Raw genomic sequence first — 16,672 nt, forward strand, 5'->3', positions numbered from 1 at the left:
TTGGGGGGAGGTGCCCAGGAGAACACTGGGTTGATAGGCCGGGTATGGAAGCACAGCAATGTGTGGAGTTGACTGGTACTAATACGCCGATCACTCACACAACCCATGAACGGGTTGGTGTGTGCGGGAGTAACGATTAAGTGTTTTTGGTGTGATCACATTGTGGTGTTCGCGTTCGCTGTGCGGTTCTTGGACCATTACCACACACAGGTAAGTGTGTGGGTGGTTGGTTGAGTTTTGCGGTGGTGATAGTGGTGGGGAAACGCCCGGTTAACCGTTCCGATCCCGGTAGCTAAGCCCATGTCATGCTGATGGTACTGCAACTTGGTGGTTGTGGGAGAGTAAGTGACTGCCGCAATATTCTTTGGGGAGGGGATCCTGGTTCAACAATTGGTTGGACCAGGGTCCCCTCCCTTTTTGCATTCACGGAACGCTGACGGATTCGTTCTTCTTTCAGAGGTGAACGCTATCGTCCCTGCCTGCAGCGTCATGTCGTCAGCGACAGAGTCATGAAGACGCTGTGCGGATCCTTACGGTAGCTCCCGAAGGGATCGGTCTCGACGAATCCCGCCTTGCGATACAGGGCTCGGGCCGGCGCGAAGAACTCCATGCTCCCCGTCTCAAGTGACACCCGTTCGATCCCGCGCGAGCGCGCGTCACCGAGCGCATGCTCGAGGAGGCGGGATGCGACTCCCTTCCCACGATGCACCGGAGACGTCCGCATGCTCTTGATCTCCTCATGCCCGGACTCAAGTTCGGCCAGCGCGATCGTGCCGACGAGGAAGGGCTCATCGTGTGCCGCCCACAGGCGGACACCGGGGTTCTGCAGACCGCTCGCATCGAGGGCATGCCGTGATCCCTCCGGGGCCGTCGGGGACATATCGGCGAGGTGTTGCTGGAGGAAATCGAGGAGGGCCGGATCGGAGAAGTCGGCCGGAGCGATCGTGATCATGGCTTCATTCAACGGTCCCACCGCCCCGCGGTCAATCTGTGGGGAACTCGATCCCGTCCATTCCATTCCTCCGCCCCTGGGACGTGGTGGGGTTTTCCCACCCTCGGTCGGTGTGGATTCCGGATGGAGGGGACCGCCCCGGCGCGCATAGCCTGAAGCCATGCGCAATGACACAGCACCCACTCAGGCCCAACCGGATGCCGACGATGCGGCGCCACGACGATCATCACGGACACGGTCCATCCTCTTCAGCGCACTCTGGGCGGCCCACTGGGTGCCCCGGATCTGGCTCGCAGGCTACCTGCTCATCTACGGATGGTCGAAGGTCTACCTCATCCAGATGGGCTCCGCGGACTTCTCCGACGCGCTCGTCCAATACGGTGAGATGAGCCCGATGGGCGTGCTCTGGCGGTTCATGGCGTTCTCTCCCACAGTCCAGGTGCTCGCCGGTCTCGCCGAGGTGCTCGCGGCGGTCCTCCTCCTCTTCCGCCGCACCGTGTGGCTCGGAGCGCTCCTCGCCGTCGTCGACATGTCCGTCGTCTTCCTTCTCAACCTCACCTTCGACGTCCCGGTCAAACAACTGTCGGGCATCATGGCGGTGGCCGGACTCGTGCTGCTGGCACCGAACCTCATCCGCCTCGGCCGGTTCCTGCTCGGGCTGCCCACCGGCAGGCCCGTCCATGGTCGGATCTCGTCGAACCGGATTTTCGTCGCCATCACGAGGTGGACGTCGCCCGCCCTGGCGCTGCTGCTCATCATCGGGTCGGGGGTGGCGTTCGGGCTCCGCGCGAACTGGGGTCAGCTCGACCCCGTGCCCGCGGTCGCCGGGGTCTACCGGGCGACGGACAGCGGCAGCCGCACCCTCAAGGGTGCTGAGATCAGCCAGGTCGCCTTCGGGCAGAACGCCGTCGACGGTCGAGCGCGTCTGAGCATCCGTTTCGTCGACGGCAGCTTCCAGGACGGCAGGTACACCGCGGGCAACGGCGGGTCCTTGTCCGACGAGAGCGGGCGGCTCGACGTCACCCTCTTCCCGAAGCTCGACGGCGATCAGGGGCTCGTCCGCGATCCGGTGCTCGAGACCACCCTCGACTACGCGATCGACTCCTCGGGGCAGGTGCGGCTGACCGGCGACGGACTCGACGTCACTCTCGTCACCGACCCCGAACGGCGCTACCTCTTCGACCGCGAATTCAGCTGGGAGCCGAGCGAGCCGATCAACCGGTGAGTGTCCGGCTCCGCGATGCTGCGCGCGCATGCCAGGAGCGACTGAGGCGCCGCACCACCCGGTGCGGCGCCTCGGTGTCGGCAGCGGGGCCGTGTTCAGCGACCGAAGAGCCGGGAGAACAGTCCCTTCTTCTTCCCCTTGGGTTCGTCCGTCGTGGAATCCGCCGCGGACCGCTCAGCGGCGCGCTCGTCCTGCTGGGCGTCCGGAGCAGCGGTCGGCGCTTCTGCCTCGGGGCGGTCGGACGGCGACGCGGTCTCGGCCGCAGGAGCAGCCTCCTCGGCGGGGGGCTCGCCGGCGGAGGGTCGCTGCGGCTCCGCGGACTCGCTGCGACGGTCGGCGACATCCTCGCCGACGCCCTGCGTCGTGGACGCTGTCGGAGCGCCTGCGCCAGTCGTCTGCGGAGTCTGCTCGTCCGCCGCGGCACCAGCAGAAGCCGCTGCTGCAGTGCCTGCCGAAGCCGCTGCTGCGAGGGAGCGGTCCGCGTCGGCGGCAGCTGCCCGTTCCGGGGACCCGGCCGCAGGCGCGCCGGCAGTGCTCGTCGGCTCCTGCGGCGCCGCCTCGGTGACGGTGATGCCGGTGATCCGGGAGAACTGGTCGGCCGCCTCGCCCTCGAGCGGGGCATGGACTTCGCAATTGGAGATGCGGCTCTGCTCATCGAAGCTGAGATCGGCGCTGCCGTCGGCGAAGAGCATGCGGACGCCGCCGTCGGGCAGAGCGGCCGTCGGAATCCCGCGCCGTTCGGTGTACGCCGTGAGCGCCGCCCGGTGATCGTCGACCGTCGTCTGCGTCAGCCCCTGCATGAGCGCCCGCACGGACGCCTTGACGGTGGGTTCGGGCAGGGCGAGGGCGGGGGAGTCGACGAGCACCCACACGGTCGTGCCGGCACCGGCGGCGGCCGGATAGTGCGCCCACTTGCCTGTCGCCTCCTTCGCCGCGAGCGTCAGCCGGAGGGCGAGCTCGTCGTCGAGGTCGATCTCCGGCGTGACGAGATCGCTGATGCCCTCCGCGGCACCGAACTTGCGCACCTCGTGGGCGAGGCCGACGACCGCCTCGGGGAACCCGTTGATGTTCTCCCAGCCCCACAGCCACGTGCCCTGCGAACTCGACTCGGAACCGACGAGGTGGGGACGGGTGCGCAGCGGCTGATCGCCCTCGACGTCGAAGGTGAGAGTCGGGTCTGCGGAGAAGTCCACCTCCCATGCGGCGCCGGCGATGACGCTGCCGAAGTGCGTCTGCATCTCGGTGGAGAGGAAGACGGCGCGATTGACGAGATCCTGCAGTGTTGTGCTCATGATTTCCAGCCTACGGGGACGTGTCGAAGATGCGAGGAGGCACGCGGAACCGGCGTCCGTGTCAGTGCCGCGTGGTCCACTGGATTCGAGAACAGTACCATGGCACGCTCTTCTCGAAGGAGGACGATCGATGTAGGATGGTTCGTTGCGCTCTTCCAACTCATGACGCCGTCATAACGGCTTCTCACCTCCAGGACGGACACTGTGGCACTTCTGCGCCTCACCTTGAAATACGCGAAATCCTATTGGCTCTTCATCGCCTTCGTCGTCATCCTCCAGCTGGCCTCGACGATCGCCGCTCTCTACCTGCCCAGCCTCAACGCCCGGATCATCGACGAAGGCGTCGCCGCCGGCAACACCGACTTCATCTGGTCGACGGGCATGACGATGCTCATCGTCTGCTTCGTCCAGGTCATCACCGCGGTCACCGCGATCTTCTTCGGCGCGCGCACCGCGATGGGCGTGGGCCGCGACATCCGCCGCGCGATCTACAGTCATGTCGACAGCCTCTCGACGCTCGAGGTGGGGAAGTTCGGCAGCGCGACCCTCATCACCCGCAACACCAATGACGTGCAGCAGGTGCAGATGCTCGTGCTCATGACGCTCAACTTCATGGTCTCGACCCCGATCATGTGCATCGGCGGCATCATCATGGCCCTGCGCGAGGATGCGGGGCTATCCTGGCTCGTCTGGGTCTCCGTGCCGACCCTCTTCATCGTCGTCGGCATCCTCGTCGTCCTCCTCATGCCGCTCTTCCGCCGCATGCAGGATCAGGTCGACGACATCAACGGCGTCCTCCGTGAGCAGATCACCGGCATCCGCGTCATCCGCGCCTTCGTCCGGGAGCCCTTCGAAGCCGACCGGTACGCCGACGCGAACCGCGCCCTGACCGAGACCTCCGTCAAGGTCGGCAACCTCTTCGTCCTCATGTTCCCGGCGATCATGATGATCCTCCACATCGCCACCGCCGCCGTGCTCTGGTTCGGCGGCCACCGCGTCGATGCGGGGCAGATGGAGGTCGGCTCGCTCACCGCGTTCCTCCAGTACCTCCTCCAGATCCTCGTCGCCGTGATGATGGGCGTGTTCATGATGATGATGATCCCGCGCGCCGTCGTCTGCGCCGAACGCATCTGCGAAGTCCTCGAGACCACCTCGTCGATGGTCGTCCCCGACGGCGTCGACGAACTCCCGCGCCGAGGCGAGCTGGAGTTCCGGAACGTCACCTTCGGCTATCCCGGAGCCGAGGTCCCCGTCCTCGAGGACCTCTCATTCACGGCACGGCCGGGTACGACGACGGCGATCATCGGGTCGACCGGATCCGGCAAGTCGACGATCGTCGGACTCATCCCGCGCCTCATCGACCCGCAGTCGGGGCAGGTGCTCATCGACGGGACTCCGGTCAGCGCCTTCAACCGTCACCAGCTCGCCGAGGTCGTCGGCCTCGTGCCGCAGAAGCCGTACCTGTTCTCCGGCACGATCGCCTCGAACCTGCGCTTCGGCAGCGAGCACGCCGACGACGCGCAGCTGTGGGAGGCGCTGGAGACCGCGCAGGCCGCGGACTTCGTCGCCGAGAAGCCGGGTGGGCTCGACGAGAGCGTGTCCCAGGGCGGCACGAACTTCTCCGGCGGACAGCGGCAGCGCCTCTGCATCGCCCGCGCGCTCGCTGCGAAACCGCTCGTCTACGTCTTCGACGATTCGTTCTCCGCGCTCGACGTCGCCACCGATGCCCGACTGCGCGACGCCCTGGCCGAGACGACGGGGGAGGCGACGGTCATCGTCGTCGCCCAGCGCGTCTCGACGATCCGCGACGCCGACCAGATCCTCGTCCTCGACGACGGGAAGATCGTCGGCCGGGGCACCCACGACGAACTGCTCGAGACGAACTCGACCTATCAGGAGATCGTCGAATCCCAACTGACCGCGGAAGGAGTGAACTGACATGGCGAAGAAGGATCCGACGACCGCAGAGACCTCAGGCACGACCGCTGCCGCCACCGCCGAGGCCGAACTCGCCGAGGACTTCATTCCCTCCGAAGCCGACGGAGACATGTTCGGCGGCACCCCGCCGCGGAAGGCCAAGCACTTCTGGCCCTCGGTCAAGCGCCTCTTCGGACTCATGGCCGAGGAGAAGGCCGGACTCGTCAAGGTCGTCCTCCTCGTCGTCGGCTCGGTCGTCCTCACCGTCATCGCCCCGAAGGTGCTCGGCAAGGCGATGGACGTCGTCTACTCCGGAGTCATCGGCGCCCAGCTGCCGGCGGGCGCGAACATCGAGGACATCATCGCCGGCGCCCGTGCCGAAGGCCGCGACGACTACGCCGACATGCTCGCGACTGCCGGTGTCGTCCCCGGTCAGGGCATCGACTTCACGGCGCTCGGGCAGATCATCATCATCGTCCTCCTCATGTACCTCGTCGCCTCGATGCTCATGTGGGCGCAGGGCTACATCCTCAACGCCCTCGTCATGCGCGTCGTTTACCGCCTCCGTGAGGACATCGAGCGCAAGATCAACCGGCTCCCGCTGCGGTACTTCGACACTCGCCAGCGCGGCGATGTCATGTCGCGGGTGACGAACGACGTCGACAACATCCAGCAGGCCCTCCAGCAGGCGTTCTCCCAACTCGTCCAATCCGCGCTGACGATCGTCGGCATCGGCGTGATGATGTTCATCGTCTCGTGGCAGCTCGCGCTGCTCGCCCTCATCGCCCTGCCGCTGTCGGCGATCATCGCCGGTGTCATCGGCTCCCAGGCGCAGAAGAAGTTCAAAGCGCAGTGGAAGTACACCGGTGAGGTCAACGGCCACGTCGAGGAGTCGTTCTCGGGGCTCGACGTCGTGCGGGCCTTCGGTCGTGACAAGGTCATGCTCGACGAGTTCGACCGCCGCAACGAAGAGCTCTACGCCGCATCCTCGGGGGCGCAGTTCGTCTCCGGGATGATCATGCCCTCGATGCAGTTCGTGTCGTACCTCAGCTACGTCCTCATCGCCGTCGCCGGCGGCCTGCGGGTGGCCTCGGGGCAGATGACACTCGGCGACGCCACGGCGTTCATCCAGTACTCGCGGGAGTTCTCGCAGCCGATCTCGGAGATGGCCGGAGTGGCGAACATGCTCCAATCCGGTGTTGCCTCGGCCGAGCGCACGTTCGAACTCCTCGACGCCGACGAGGAGGAGCCCGACGAGGCGACGGCCGCCCTGCCTCCGCGGACTCCCGGACGGGTCGACTTCTCGCATGTCAGCTTCCGCTACACCGCGGAGACCCCGCTCATCGAGGATGTCTCCTTCACCGCCGACCCCGGCCACACGGTCGCGATCGTCGGTCCCACGGGTGCCGGCAAGACGACGCTGGTCAACCTCGTCATGCGCTTCTACGAGCTCACCGGCGGGACGATCTACCTCGACGGGATCGACATCCGCGACCTCACCCGTGCCGACCTCCGGTCGCACGTGGGCATGGTGCTCCAGGATGCGTGGCTGTTCGAGGGCTCGATCCGCGAGAACATCCGGTACGGACGACTCGACGCCACCGACGAGGAGGTCATCGACGCCGCGAAGGCGACGATGGTCGACCGCTTCGTCCGTCAGCTGCCCGATGGCTACGACACCGTCATCGACGCCGACGGCGGCAGCGTCTCCGCCGGTGAGCGCCAGCTCATCACGATCGCCCGGGCGTTCCTCGCCGATCCCTCGCTGCTCATCCTCGACGAGGCGACCTCGTCGGTGGACACCCGCACCGAGCTGCTCGTGCAGCAGGCGATGGCCGCCCTGCGCACCGACCGGACGTCGTTCGTCATCGCACACCGGCTCTCGACGATCCGCGATGCCGACACCATCCTCGTCATGGAGAACGGTGCGATCGTCGAACACGGCAACCACGAGGAGCTCCTCGCCGCAGAGGGCGCGTACTACCGCCTCTACATGTCGCAGTTCCGAGGTGAGGACGCCGAGGAGCACTTCACCGCCGAGGTCCTCGCCGAGGCGGAGACCGAGCCGGGGATCGCCGCCGATGCTGCGGCGCTGGCTGAGGACGCCGGCGACGCCGCAGTGGCCGAGGAGGCTGCCGCTGGTCCGGAGGAGGCTGCCGCCGGGGCGCGGGAGTCTGCCGAGGTCAGGGATGAGCCCGGTGCGCGCAACGACGCGTCGACCGACGGGGGCGGTCGCTCAGAGGCCCAGCCGCCGCTCGGCGGGAGGGGAACGGACTGACCGACCCGCGGCGCTGACGACCGCTGAAGGCCCCCGAGGGACACGCTCGGGGGCCTTCGCCGTCCCCGACCAGCGGAGCGGCAGGCCTCGGCCCGTGAGTGCGCACACCCACTCCGCGGTGCGCATGTCAACAGGTTCACGTGGTAACGATTTTCGGGCTTCGACGGCGGGGTCTGCCGAATCGTGATGTCGGCATGGCGGCCTGTGCGATGTCCCCGGATCGTTCGACACCGACTGTCCGACGTCCTTCGGACCGACCGGAGAATCCGGCGCCACCTGGGACACCGGGTTGCCGGCGTGCGAACGGCGCCGAGGTCCGCGACGGACCCCACCGTGCGCGCCCATCATCCGAACAGTGACGAAACGATAACAGGATGCCGTGACCTGCATCACAGAATCGTCATGAACTCAATGTTCATAAGTCCCCAGTCGCGGCGCACAGACGTAGTGTCCTCGACAAGCAGCCACGAGCACCGTGGCAGCTCCAGGCCCCGCTGGAAGGACGATCATGAAACGCCTCATCCTCGCGACGACGGTGGCACTCGCCGTCGCCACCATGGGCTCCCTGCCGGCCGCCGCCTCCGTGGCAGCGGACGGAGCAGCGGGGCAGACGACTCTCATGGCGATGCCGGATCCCGACGGCAGCGCTGACGGCGGAACCCCGCCCGGCGACACCACGGACACCGGCACCGACACCGGTACGGACACCGGCACCGATGACTCCACGTCGCAGGGAACCGACGACTCCTCCGGCGGTGACATGAGCACCGCCGACACCTCGGGCAGCGACGACTCCACCGGCAGCGATGATTCGTCCGGTGCGACGGACGAAGCCGCGACCGATGGCTCCACCGATCCCTCGACCCCCGCCGAAGCGGACGTCGAAGGCACCCCCACCGAGACCCCGACGGAATCCCCCACAGATGAGCCGATCGACGCCACCATGTACCTCGAGTCCGATGAGGTCACCGTGTCGGACCTCAGCGACCCCGACAAAGGCATTCGCTTCTTCGTCGACGGTGTCCTCGAAGGAGATGGCATCGGATGGGGCGACGGCGACGGCAGTCACGCAACCGTGGACGCCGACGGTTCATTCACCGGTGTGTACTACACCGAGGCCGCGTACGAGCCCGGCGACACCGTCACGGTGACCGTCAGCGTTCAGCGCGGCGACCAGAACGAGACGTATTCGGCCAGCGCCACCGTCGTCGGTGACGAGACCGAGCCGCCGCCATCGGGCACGACTCTCGACATCACCCCGGGTTCGCAGCAGGTCTCCGACTTCCTCACCAGTGGTGTGACCGTGATGATGTCCGGCTGCCGGATGGATTCCGACGTCAACATCATGATCACCACCGCCTACGACCCGGATACCGTGGTCTTCGAAGCGAGCCAGGAAGCCGGCGAGGACACCGCCGCCGTGGTGACCTGGGTTCCCGAGGTCGGCGATACCGACCCGGACGCGTTCATCGGCCAGTACCTCGTCACGGCCGATTGCGGTGACATGTTCCAGGAGGGCACGTTCACGGTCACCGCGGACGGCGATGAGACCCTTGAGCCCACCCTCTCGGTCTGGCCGGAGACGATCTCCGGCGCCGACTTCGTCAACCGCGACAAGGGCGTGACGATGGCGGTCGTCGACTGCCTGGTCGCCGATGAGGTCCGCTTCCAGGTCTGGAACAGCAGCGACGTCCTCCTCTACGACCGGACGGCCCCGGCCGACGGCGGAGATGTCGCCGCGGTGCAGACCTACGGTTTGGAGAACGATCCCGCGGCGTACGTCGGGAAGTACACCGTCCAAGCCACCTGCGGCGACTACGTCATGAACAGCGGGTTCACGGTCACCGGCTCCGGTGGCGGTGGCGGCGGCGGTAACGGCGGGGGAGGTTCCGGCGGCGGCAACAACGGGTCGATGCCCCGCACCGGTGCAGAACTCACCGGTCTCGGCGCCGGCGCCATCCTCATCCTCGCAGGAGCGGGAGCGGTCCTCTTCGCCCGCCGCCGCGGACAGCTGAAGGGATGACAGAACTCCCGTCAGGTCGGTGACTCGTCCCGGCCGGACGGCGAAACGAGATCGGTCCCGGTCCCCGAGGTTGAGTCGGGGAACCGGGACCGATTCGCGTGTCTGCGCTCAGCGGGACGCGAGCAGAGTGCGCACGGCTGACGAGAAGAATCCCTGCCCGTCGACACCGGTGCTCGCGGGGCCGTAGCCGGCCTCGACAGCGTGCTCGGGGTGAGGCATGAGTCCGACGACGTTGCCCGCCTCATTCGTGATGCCGGCGATGTCGCGCAGCGAGCCGTTGGGGTTGAGACCCTGGTAGCGGAAGACGACGCGACCGGTCGTCTCGAGCTCGTCGAGCACCTCGTCGGTGGCAACGTAGCCGCCCTCGCCGTTCTTCAGCGGAATCGTGATCGTCTGGCCCTGCTCGTAGTCACCGGTCCACGCGGTGTCCGCGTTCTCCACGAGGAGATCCTGGTCGCGGCAGACGAAGTGCTGGTCCTCGTTGCGGATGAGCGCCCCGGGCAGCAGATGGGACTCGCAGAGGACCTGGAAGCCGTTGCAGATGCCGAGCACCGGCATCCCGGCGTTCGCGGCCGCGACGACGGCGTCCATGATCGGGGCGAAGCGGGCGATCGCCCCGGCCCGCAGGTAGTCCCCATAGGAGAACCCGCCGGGCAGGATGACCGCATCGACGCCGGAGAGCGTGGAGTCAGCGTGCCAGAGATTGACCGCCGAGGCGCCCGCGAGGGTGACAGCGCGGGCCGCGTCACGGTCGTCGAGGGTGCCGGGGAACGTGACGACGCCGATTCTCGGACCGGACGCCGACGCCGTCGCGGAGTCGGTTGCGGCGGTGGCCGTCATCAGGCGTCCTCGGCGACGCGGACGGCGACGACGTTCTCGATGACGGGGTTCGACAGGAGAGTCTCGGCGGCTTCGCGCGCCTGGGCGAGCACCTCGTCGGTGGCTTCTCCCTCGACCTCGAGTTCGAAGCGCTTGCCCTGCCTGACCTCACCGAAACCGGGGAACCCCAGTCGAGCGAGACCACCGGAGATCGCTTTGCCCTGCGGGTCGAGGATCTCGGGCTTGGGCATCACTTCAACGACGACACGTGCCATGCGTGTTTGACTCCTTCACAACGGGGCGCGGGAGCTCCTCCCGCGCTCGGGAAAAGTCTATCAAGCGCGCAGAGGAGCCCGGCCCGGCGGCTCAGGAGTCGAAGCCCATGCCGACGGCGTCGAGGACCTTGAGCAGCGGACCGCGCCGGCCCTGGTTCTCATCGGCCTTGATGAGAGCGTTCGTCGTCATCCTGATGCCGAGCCATGCCACCGGTTCGGGCGGGAACGGCAGCGGCCGCTTGCGCACCATCTCCAGCTGCGTCAGCTCGGTCTCCTCACCGGAGAGCAGGTCGAGCATGACGGTGCCGGCGAACCGTGAGGCGCCGACGCCGAGGCCGGTGAACCCGGCCGCCATCGCGACCTTCCGGTCATAGGCGGTGACGAAGAACGCGAAGAACCGGGAGCACGTGTCGATGGCCCCACCCCATTTGTGGGTGAACTTCACGTCCGCCAGCTGCGGGAACGTCTCGTAGAAGTGCCGGGCGAGGGTTTCGAAGGTCGCCTGGTTCTGGTCGTACTTCCACGACACCTGCCGCCCGTAGTGGTAGACGGCGTCCCAGCCGCCGAAGAGGATGCGGTTGTCGGCCGTGAGTCGGTAGTAGTGGAAGCGGTTCGCGCAGTCGCCGATGCCCTGCCGGCCCTCCCAGCCGATCGCCGCCATCTGGTCGTCGCTGAGGGGTTCCGTCATCAGCGCATAGTCGTAGACGGGCACGGTGCGGAGGCTCGCCCGCTTGAGGAGGGAGGGGAAGACGTTCGTCGCCAGTGCCACCCGCTGCGCCGTGATCGTCGCCGCCCCGGCTGCCGTGGCGGCACCGGAGACCGGTTCGGTGCTCACCGCGACCGTCTGCTTCCGGTCGCTGACGTCGGTGACCTTCGTGCCCTCGTAGACCTCGACGCCGAGGTCCCGGATGACGCGCAGCAGCTCCCAGCACAGCTTCGCCGGGTTGAGCATCGCGACCTCCTGTGAGTCCCACAGCGCGCCCTTGTACGTCGGGGACTTCACGACCGTCGCGAGCTCCTCCTGGGTGAGGAAGACGAACCCGGCGTCGGGGTCGTGGGCCTCCCGCAGGCCGGGGACCTGGTAGTCCTCGGTCGCGACGTCGAGCTCGCCGGTGCGTTCGAACTCGCAGTCCATGCCGTAGCGGGAGACGGCGGCCTCGATCGCGTCGAGGTTCTCCCGGCCGAGGGCTGCCAGGCGCTCGTTCTCCGCCGGCAGATGCGACTCCCCGTTGTCGTAGCCGTGGGTGAGGCTGGCGGCGCAGAACCCGCCGTTGCGGCCCGAGGCCGCCCAGCCGACGGTGTTCGCCTCGAGGAGGACGACGTGCCGGTCGGGGTCGCGCTCCTTCGCCTGCAGGGCGGTCCACAGCCCGGTGAACCCGCCGCCGACGACGACGAGATCGGCCTCGAGATCCCGCGCCAGCGGCGGCAGCGGCTGCGGCCGGGCGTCGGTGTCGAGCCAGAACGGAACGGTGGAGGCGTCGGCCAATGCGGCTTTGACGTCCATGTCACTTCGCTTTCTGCCTTGCGGCATCGCTTCTGCCTGCCGACGGTCGGTCCGCCGGACGGCACTGGTGGTGCTGGTACTGGTGGTGCTGGTGGTAGGGGTGCTGGAACTGATCGTCGACGGCGGGGATGCGCACCGCCTCGGCGCTCATCCTGCCATGGTCTTGATGATCTCCGTCGAACTGCCGCCGGCCTTGCGGAGGACGAAGGCGACGAATGCCAGGGCGGCGAGGGTGAGTAGGAACATCACCGTCGAGATCGCCGCGACCTCGGGGCGCAGTGCGACTCGGACGGCGGAGAAGATGTAGACCGGCCACGGGGTGTAGCCGGGCTGCTGCACGAAGCTCGAGAGGATGGTGTTGTCGAGACTGACGGTGAACGACATGAGGGCTCCGGCGAGGATGCCCGGCGCGGCGATCGGCAGGGTGATGTCCCGGAACTGCCGCCACGGGCTCGCGCCGAGGTCCGCCGCGGCGTCCTCGAGTTCGGAGTCGATGCCCGCGAGCCGGGCGCGGACGATGAAGGTGACGATCGCCATGGAGAACATCGCGTGGGAGATGATGAGGCGCACGAGGCCGTTGTTGAGCGGTGTCAGCCCCCAGTCGACGCCGAGGGTGACGAACCACGGCAGGAACGAGATGCCGTCGACGATCTCCGGAGTGACAAGGGTCAGGGCGAGGACGCCGGTGAGCCCGAGCGCCCACCAGGCGCCCTTCGGCGCGCGGGCGAGTGCCACCCCTCCGAGGGTGCCGAAGACCGTCGAGACGATTGCAGCGCCGACGGCGGCCTGGAGGCTGGTCACGACCGAGGAGATGATGATGTCGTTGTTGAGGCCGGCGATGTAGGCGTCGAGCCCGAAGCCGCGGAAGTTCGCGAGCACCCTGCCGGTGTTGAACGAGTACGCGATGATGACGGCGATCGGAATGAACAGGTAGATGAAGACGAGGATGCCCCAGACATGGAGGCCGATGTCAGTGGGTGTCCTCCTGGCGAACGTGTTCTTCTTCGACATGTCAGACCTTCCCGTCCGTCAGCGGCACACTGCCCAGCCGCGCCGCGATCCTCTGTCCCACCCAGAGCAGGGCGAAGCCCAGACCGACGACGGCGAGGGTGGCGATGATGAGGATCATCGCCATCGCCGCTCCGAGCGCCCAGTTCTGGGCCGTGTTGAATTGGTTGGCGATGAGCTGCCCGATCATCGACCCGCTCGCTCCGCCGAGGACGGTGGCGGTGACGTAGTCGCCGTTGAGCGGAATGAAGACCAGCAGACATCCGGAGACGATGCCAGGCATCGCCATGGGCAGGGTGACCCGGAGGAACGTCGTCACCTTGCCGGCGCCGAGGTCGTAGCTGGCTTCCCGCAGCTTCTTTCCCGAGGCGTCGATGGCGACGAACAGCGGGAGGATCATCAGCGGCAGGTAGTTGTAGACGACGCCGATCTGAACCGCCGCGCGAGTGTAGAGGATGTCGAGGGGCGCATCGAGAAGACCGATGCCCTGCATCCACTGCGAGAGGAAGCCGTCCGGGGAGAGCATGATCTGCCAGCCCAGGGTGCGGACGAGGAAGTTCGTCCAGAAAGGGACCATGACGAGGGCGAGGGCCAGTGACCGGTGGGCGGGGGAGACCTTGATCGCCAGCCAGTATGCGAAGGGCAGTGCGATGAGCAGGCACAGCAGCGTGCCGAGGATTGAGATCCGCAGGGTCGCGAAGAACGTCGTGACGAAGCTCGCCGACAGAGCTTCGGGATAGCGGTCGAAGGAGAGCTGGTCAGTGGCGACTGCGGTGAACTGGTCGGGCTTGTAGCCGAAGCTGTAGAAGATGACCAAGGCGACAGGGATGATGAAGAAGAAGAGCGCGTACGCCCACGTCGGGAACGACATTGCAGAGGCGCCGAAGATGCGAGCGGAGAGCCGCCTGGTTCGTGACGCTGCCGTGCCGCCCTGCTCTGTTCCTCTGCGATCGGATGCCGCCTCGGCGGTGCCGTCGGTCAGCGGCTGGGAGGATGTGCTCATGCTCCGCTCCTTGCCTGTGCGTCGGCGTAGATCTGGGTTCTGATCTGATCTGCCGGGGTCTGCTTGCTCGGCTCCAGTCGGTCGAGGACCTCCTGGGTGGGGAAGATGAGGTCCTGTTCGCTGAGGTCGGCCTGCTTGGCCGCCTCCGCCAGACCCTTCGTCCCGATCGGATAGCCGATGTAGTCGAGCTGGTCGACTGCGGTCTCCGGGGAGATCATCTGGTTGATGAAGGCGTGCGCGGAGTCCGGGTGGGGTGCACCCGTGGCGATCGACCAGTTGTCCATCCACAGGTTTGCCGAAGGAGTGGGGAACACGAACTTCCAATCGTCGGGGTTCGGGACTTCCGACAGCCCCTGCCTGGCGTCGCCGTTGAACGCCTGGAGGAGAGTGAAGCTGCCCTGGATCATGCCGGTGGCGACATTGCCGATGTAGGCCTTCGTGTTCGGGGCGAGCTGGTCGACGACGATTGCCCGGGCCTCCTCGAGCTCGCTCTCGTCCTCGGTGTTGAGGCTGTATCCGAGGGCGGCAAGGGCGATCGCGCTGACTTCCCAGGGGTCTTCGAGCAGCGAGGTCGTGCCCGCGGCCTCCTGCTGCGCGGTGTCGATGAAGTCCTGCCAGCTGGTCAGGTCTCGCGGGATCGTCGTCGTGTCGTAGACGAATCCCGTCGTTCCCCATGCTTTGCAGATCGAGTACTCGTTCTCGGGATCGAAGTACTGGCGAGTGAAGTTCGGATCCATGTGGGCGAAGTTCGGGATGAGCGAGAGGTCGAGTCGCTGGAGCAGATTGTGGTTGAGCATCTGCGGGATGTTCGACCCCGTCGGGACGACGACGTCGTAGCCCGACGTGCCCCGGGACGTCGAGAGCTTAGCGATGAGCTCCTCGTTCGATCCGTACGAGTCGACCTGGACGAGGACGTCGTACTCATCCTTGAAGGCTTCGATGAGGTCGGGGTTGTCGTAGTCGCCCCAGGAGTAGAGGTTGAGCTTCGACTCGAGCTCACCGTCGACGGGAGGAGACGCCGCCATCTTCGTTGTCCTCCCGCACGCGCTCAGAGCCCCGAGGCCGACGACGCCGAACCCGGCGAGCACGGCACGCCGGCTCAGCCGCTTCGCCGCCGCCCGCGGCGCCAGGAAGTGCACATCGGGCATCTCAGGCACCGTCCTCTGCGCCGTAGACAGCTACGGCGTCGGCATCCCAGCTGAGATCGACCTCGGCGTCGGCGCCGAGGACCGGCTGGCCGGCTGCGGGAACCCGGGCAAGGATCTCGTCGTTGTCGCCGACGACGACCATGTACTGGACGACATCGCCGAGGAACGATGTCGACAGCACCCGTCCGCGCGCGGCATTCGGCCCCGGCACCTCACCGCGGGCCGGGGACACCCGCATCCGTTCGGGACGGATCGCCACCCGCACGCGGTCACCGACGTCGAGCTGCCGGGTCGTACCCGTCGCCGAGGCGGGGCGGGCCTCGCGCTGCGTCGTCTCCATCACCGTGTTCGCCGTGCGCAGCGTCGCGAATTCTCCGTCGAGGGAGGTCACCTCGGCGGGCACGAAGTTCTGCTTGCCGATGAAGCCGGCGACGAAGCCGTTGGCGGGGTCGGCGTAGATCTCCTCACCGGACCCGATCTGCTGAATGACGCCGTCGTACATGACGACGATGCGATCGCTCATCGCCAGGGCCTCCTCCTGATCGTGGGTGACGAAGACGAAGGTGGTGTCGAGCTTGGCATGCAGGCGTTTGAGCTCAAGCTGCATCTCTTCGCGCAGCTTCCGATCGAGGGCCGACATCGGTTCGTCGAGGAGGAGGACCTGGGGTCGGTTGACCAGTGCCCGTGCCAGAGCGATGCGCTGCTGCTGTCCTCCCGAGAGCTGTTCGGGCTTGCGGTCGGCGAACTCCTCCATCCGCACGAGGGAGAGCGCATCGCGAACGCGGTCGGCGATCTCAGCCTTCGGTGTCTTCGACTGCTTGAGGCCGTAGGCGATGTTGTCGGCGATGTTCATGTGGGGGAAGAGCAGATACGACTGGAACACGGTGTTGACGGGGCGTCGGTGCGGTGGCAACGCGACGATGTCCCGGCCGTCGAGGAGGATCTGCCCCGACGTCGGGGCTTCGAATCCGGCGATCATCCGCAGCAGTGTTGTCTTGCCGCAGCCCGATGGGCCGAGCAGCGAGAGGAACTCTCCCTGACGCACCCCGAGGTCGAGCTTCTCGATGGCGGTGTTGTCACCGAAGGTCTTCTTCACCCCGCGGATCTCGAGGTGGGAGATCTCGGTGGGTGACGGCGGAGCCGCCGTGGTGTCTGTGGCAGCGGTCATGATGGCCTTTCTTCAGGGGTGGGGGCTCTTCAGGGGTGGTGGGCTGTGTCAAGTTTCGTA

General features: G+C 66.9%; 14 protein-coding genes and 2 rRNA genes. 6 read left to right on the plus strand and 10 right to left on the minus strand.

Going from position 1 to position 16,672, the window contains the following annotated elements; genetic code table 11:
* Positions 1–102, plus strand: a 23S ribosomal RNA gene (locus FFS20_RS18145); the annotation flags it as partial.
* 136 nt (positions 103–238) lie between these two features.
* Positions 239–358, plus strand: a 5S ribosomal RNA gene (gene rrf / locus FFS20_RS16095).
* Positions 359–487: 129 nt separating this feature from the next.
* Here rrf and FFS20_RS16100 read toward each other — a convergent pair.
* Entirely contained in the window at positions 488–952 is a 465-nt protein-coding gene (locus tag FFS20_RS16100; RefSeq protein ID WP_137826823.1) for a GNAT family N-acetyltransferase, read from the minus strand.
* Positions 953–1,112: 160 nt separating this feature from the next.
* Here FFS20_RS16100 and FFS20_RS16105 point away from each other — a divergent pair, with 160 nt between their 5' ends.
* The gene (locus tag FFS20_RS16105; RefSeq protein WP_249356908.1) at positions 1,113–2,177 is read left to right on the plus strand and encodes a DoxX family protein; all 1,065 of its coding nucleotides are present in this window, start codon (positions 1,113–1,115) and stop codon (positions 2,175–2,177) included.
* Positions 2,178–2,272: 95 nt separating this feature from the next.
* Here the strand turns inward: FFS20_RS16105 and FFS20_RS16110 are convergent, their stop codons facing one another.
* Positions 2,273–3,469 (minus strand): DUF6882 domain-containing protein, encoded by a 1,197-nt coding sequence (locus tag FFS20_RS16110; RefSeq protein WP_137826824.1) that lies wholly within the window; start codon positions 3,467–3,469, stop codon positions 2,273–2,275.
* Between the two features lie 204 nt (positions 3,470–3,673).
* Between FFS20_RS16110 and FFS20_RS16115 the strand changes: the two genes are divergently transcribed.
* From FFS20_RS16115 to FFS20_RS16125, 3 genes are all read left to right on the plus strand, one after another.
* On the plus strand, positions 3,674–5,407 hold the full coding sequence (locus FFS20_RS16115; protein ID WP_137826825.1) for an ABC transporter ATP-binding protein: 1,734 nt from the start codon (positions 3,674–3,676) through the stop codon (positions 5,405–5,407).
* A 1-nt stretch (position 5,408) separates the two neighbouring features.
* The gene (locus tag FFS20_RS16120) at positions 5,409–7,664 is read left to right on the plus strand and encodes an ABC transporter ATP-binding protein (RefSeq protein WP_249356909.1); all 2,256 of its coding nucleotides are present in this window, start codon (positions 5,409–5,411) and stop codon (positions 7,662–7,664) included.
* Between the two features lie 508 nt (positions 7,665–8,172).
* Positions 8,173–9,687 (plus strand): hypothetical protein, encoded by a 1,515-nt coding sequence (locus FFS20_RS16125; protein WP_137826826.1) that lies wholly within the window; start codon positions 8,173–8,175, stop codon positions 9,685–9,687.
* Between the two features lie 108 nt (positions 9,688–9,795).
* Here FFS20_RS16125 and purQ read toward each other — a convergent pair whose 3' ends face one another.
* From purQ to FFS20_RS16160, 8 genes are all read right to left on the minus strand, one after another.
* A complete protein-coding gene (gene purQ, locus FFS20_RS16130; RefSeq protein ID WP_137826827.1) occupies positions 9,796–10,527 on the minus strand; it encodes a phosphoribosylformylglycinamidine synthase subunit PurQ in 732 nt (243 codons plus the stop codon).
* Positions 10,527–10,781, minus strand: a complete 255-nt coding sequence (purS, locus tag FFS20_RS16135; protein WP_137826828.1) for a phosphoribosylformylglycinamidine synthase subunit PurS — start codon at positions 10,779–10,781, stop codon at positions 10,527–10,529. The genes purQ and purS overlap by 1 nt, the downstream gene beginning before the upstream one ends.
* Before the next feature lie 91 nt (positions 10,782–10,872).
* Positions 10,873–12,285 (minus strand): FAD-dependent oxidoreductase, encoded by a 1,413-nt coding sequence (locus FFS20_RS16140; protein ID WP_137826829.1) that lies wholly within the window; start codon positions 12,283–12,285, stop codon positions 10,873–10,875.
* Between the two features lies 1 nt (position 12,286).
* Positions 12,287–12,436 (minus strand): hypothetical protein, encoded by a 150-nt coding sequence (locus FFS20_RS18010; protein ID WP_171007118.1) that lies wholly within the window; start codon positions 12,434–12,436, stop codon positions 12,287–12,289.
* Positions 12,433–13,296: an ABC transporter permease gene (locus tag FFS20_RS16145; protein ID WP_137826830.1), complete on the minus strand. Its 864-nt coding sequence runs from the start codon at positions 13,294–13,296 to the stop codon at positions 12,433–12,435. The genes FFS20_RS18010 and FFS20_RS16145 overlap by 4 nt, the downstream gene beginning before the upstream one ends.
* A 1-nt stretch (position 13,297) precedes the next feature.
* Positions 13,298–14,296 (minus strand): ABC transporter permease, encoded by a 999-nt coding sequence (locus FFS20_RS16150; RefSeq protein ID WP_137826831.1) that lies wholly within the window; start codon positions 14,294–14,296, stop codon positions 13,298–13,300.
* Entirely contained in the window at positions 14,293–15,444 is a 1,152-nt protein-coding gene (locus FFS20_RS16155; RefSeq protein WP_171007119.1) for a spermidine/putrescine ABC transporter substrate-binding protein, read from the minus strand. Before FFS20_RS16155 ends, FFS20_RS16150 begins: the two co-directional genes overlap by 4 nt.
* 1 nt (position 15,445) lies before the next feature.
* Entirely contained in the window at positions 15,446–16,612 is a 1,167-nt protein-coding gene (locus tag FFS20_RS16160; RefSeq protein WP_137826833.1) for an ABC transporter ATP-binding protein, read from the minus strand.
* Positions 16,613–16,672 lie beyond the last annotated feature (60 nt).

Origin of the sequence: Brevibacterium sp. 2SA (assembly GCF_005502845.1) — a bacterium.
Classification (GTDB): Bacteria; Actinomycetota; Actinomycetes; order Actinomycetales; family Brevibacteriaceae; genus Brevibacterium.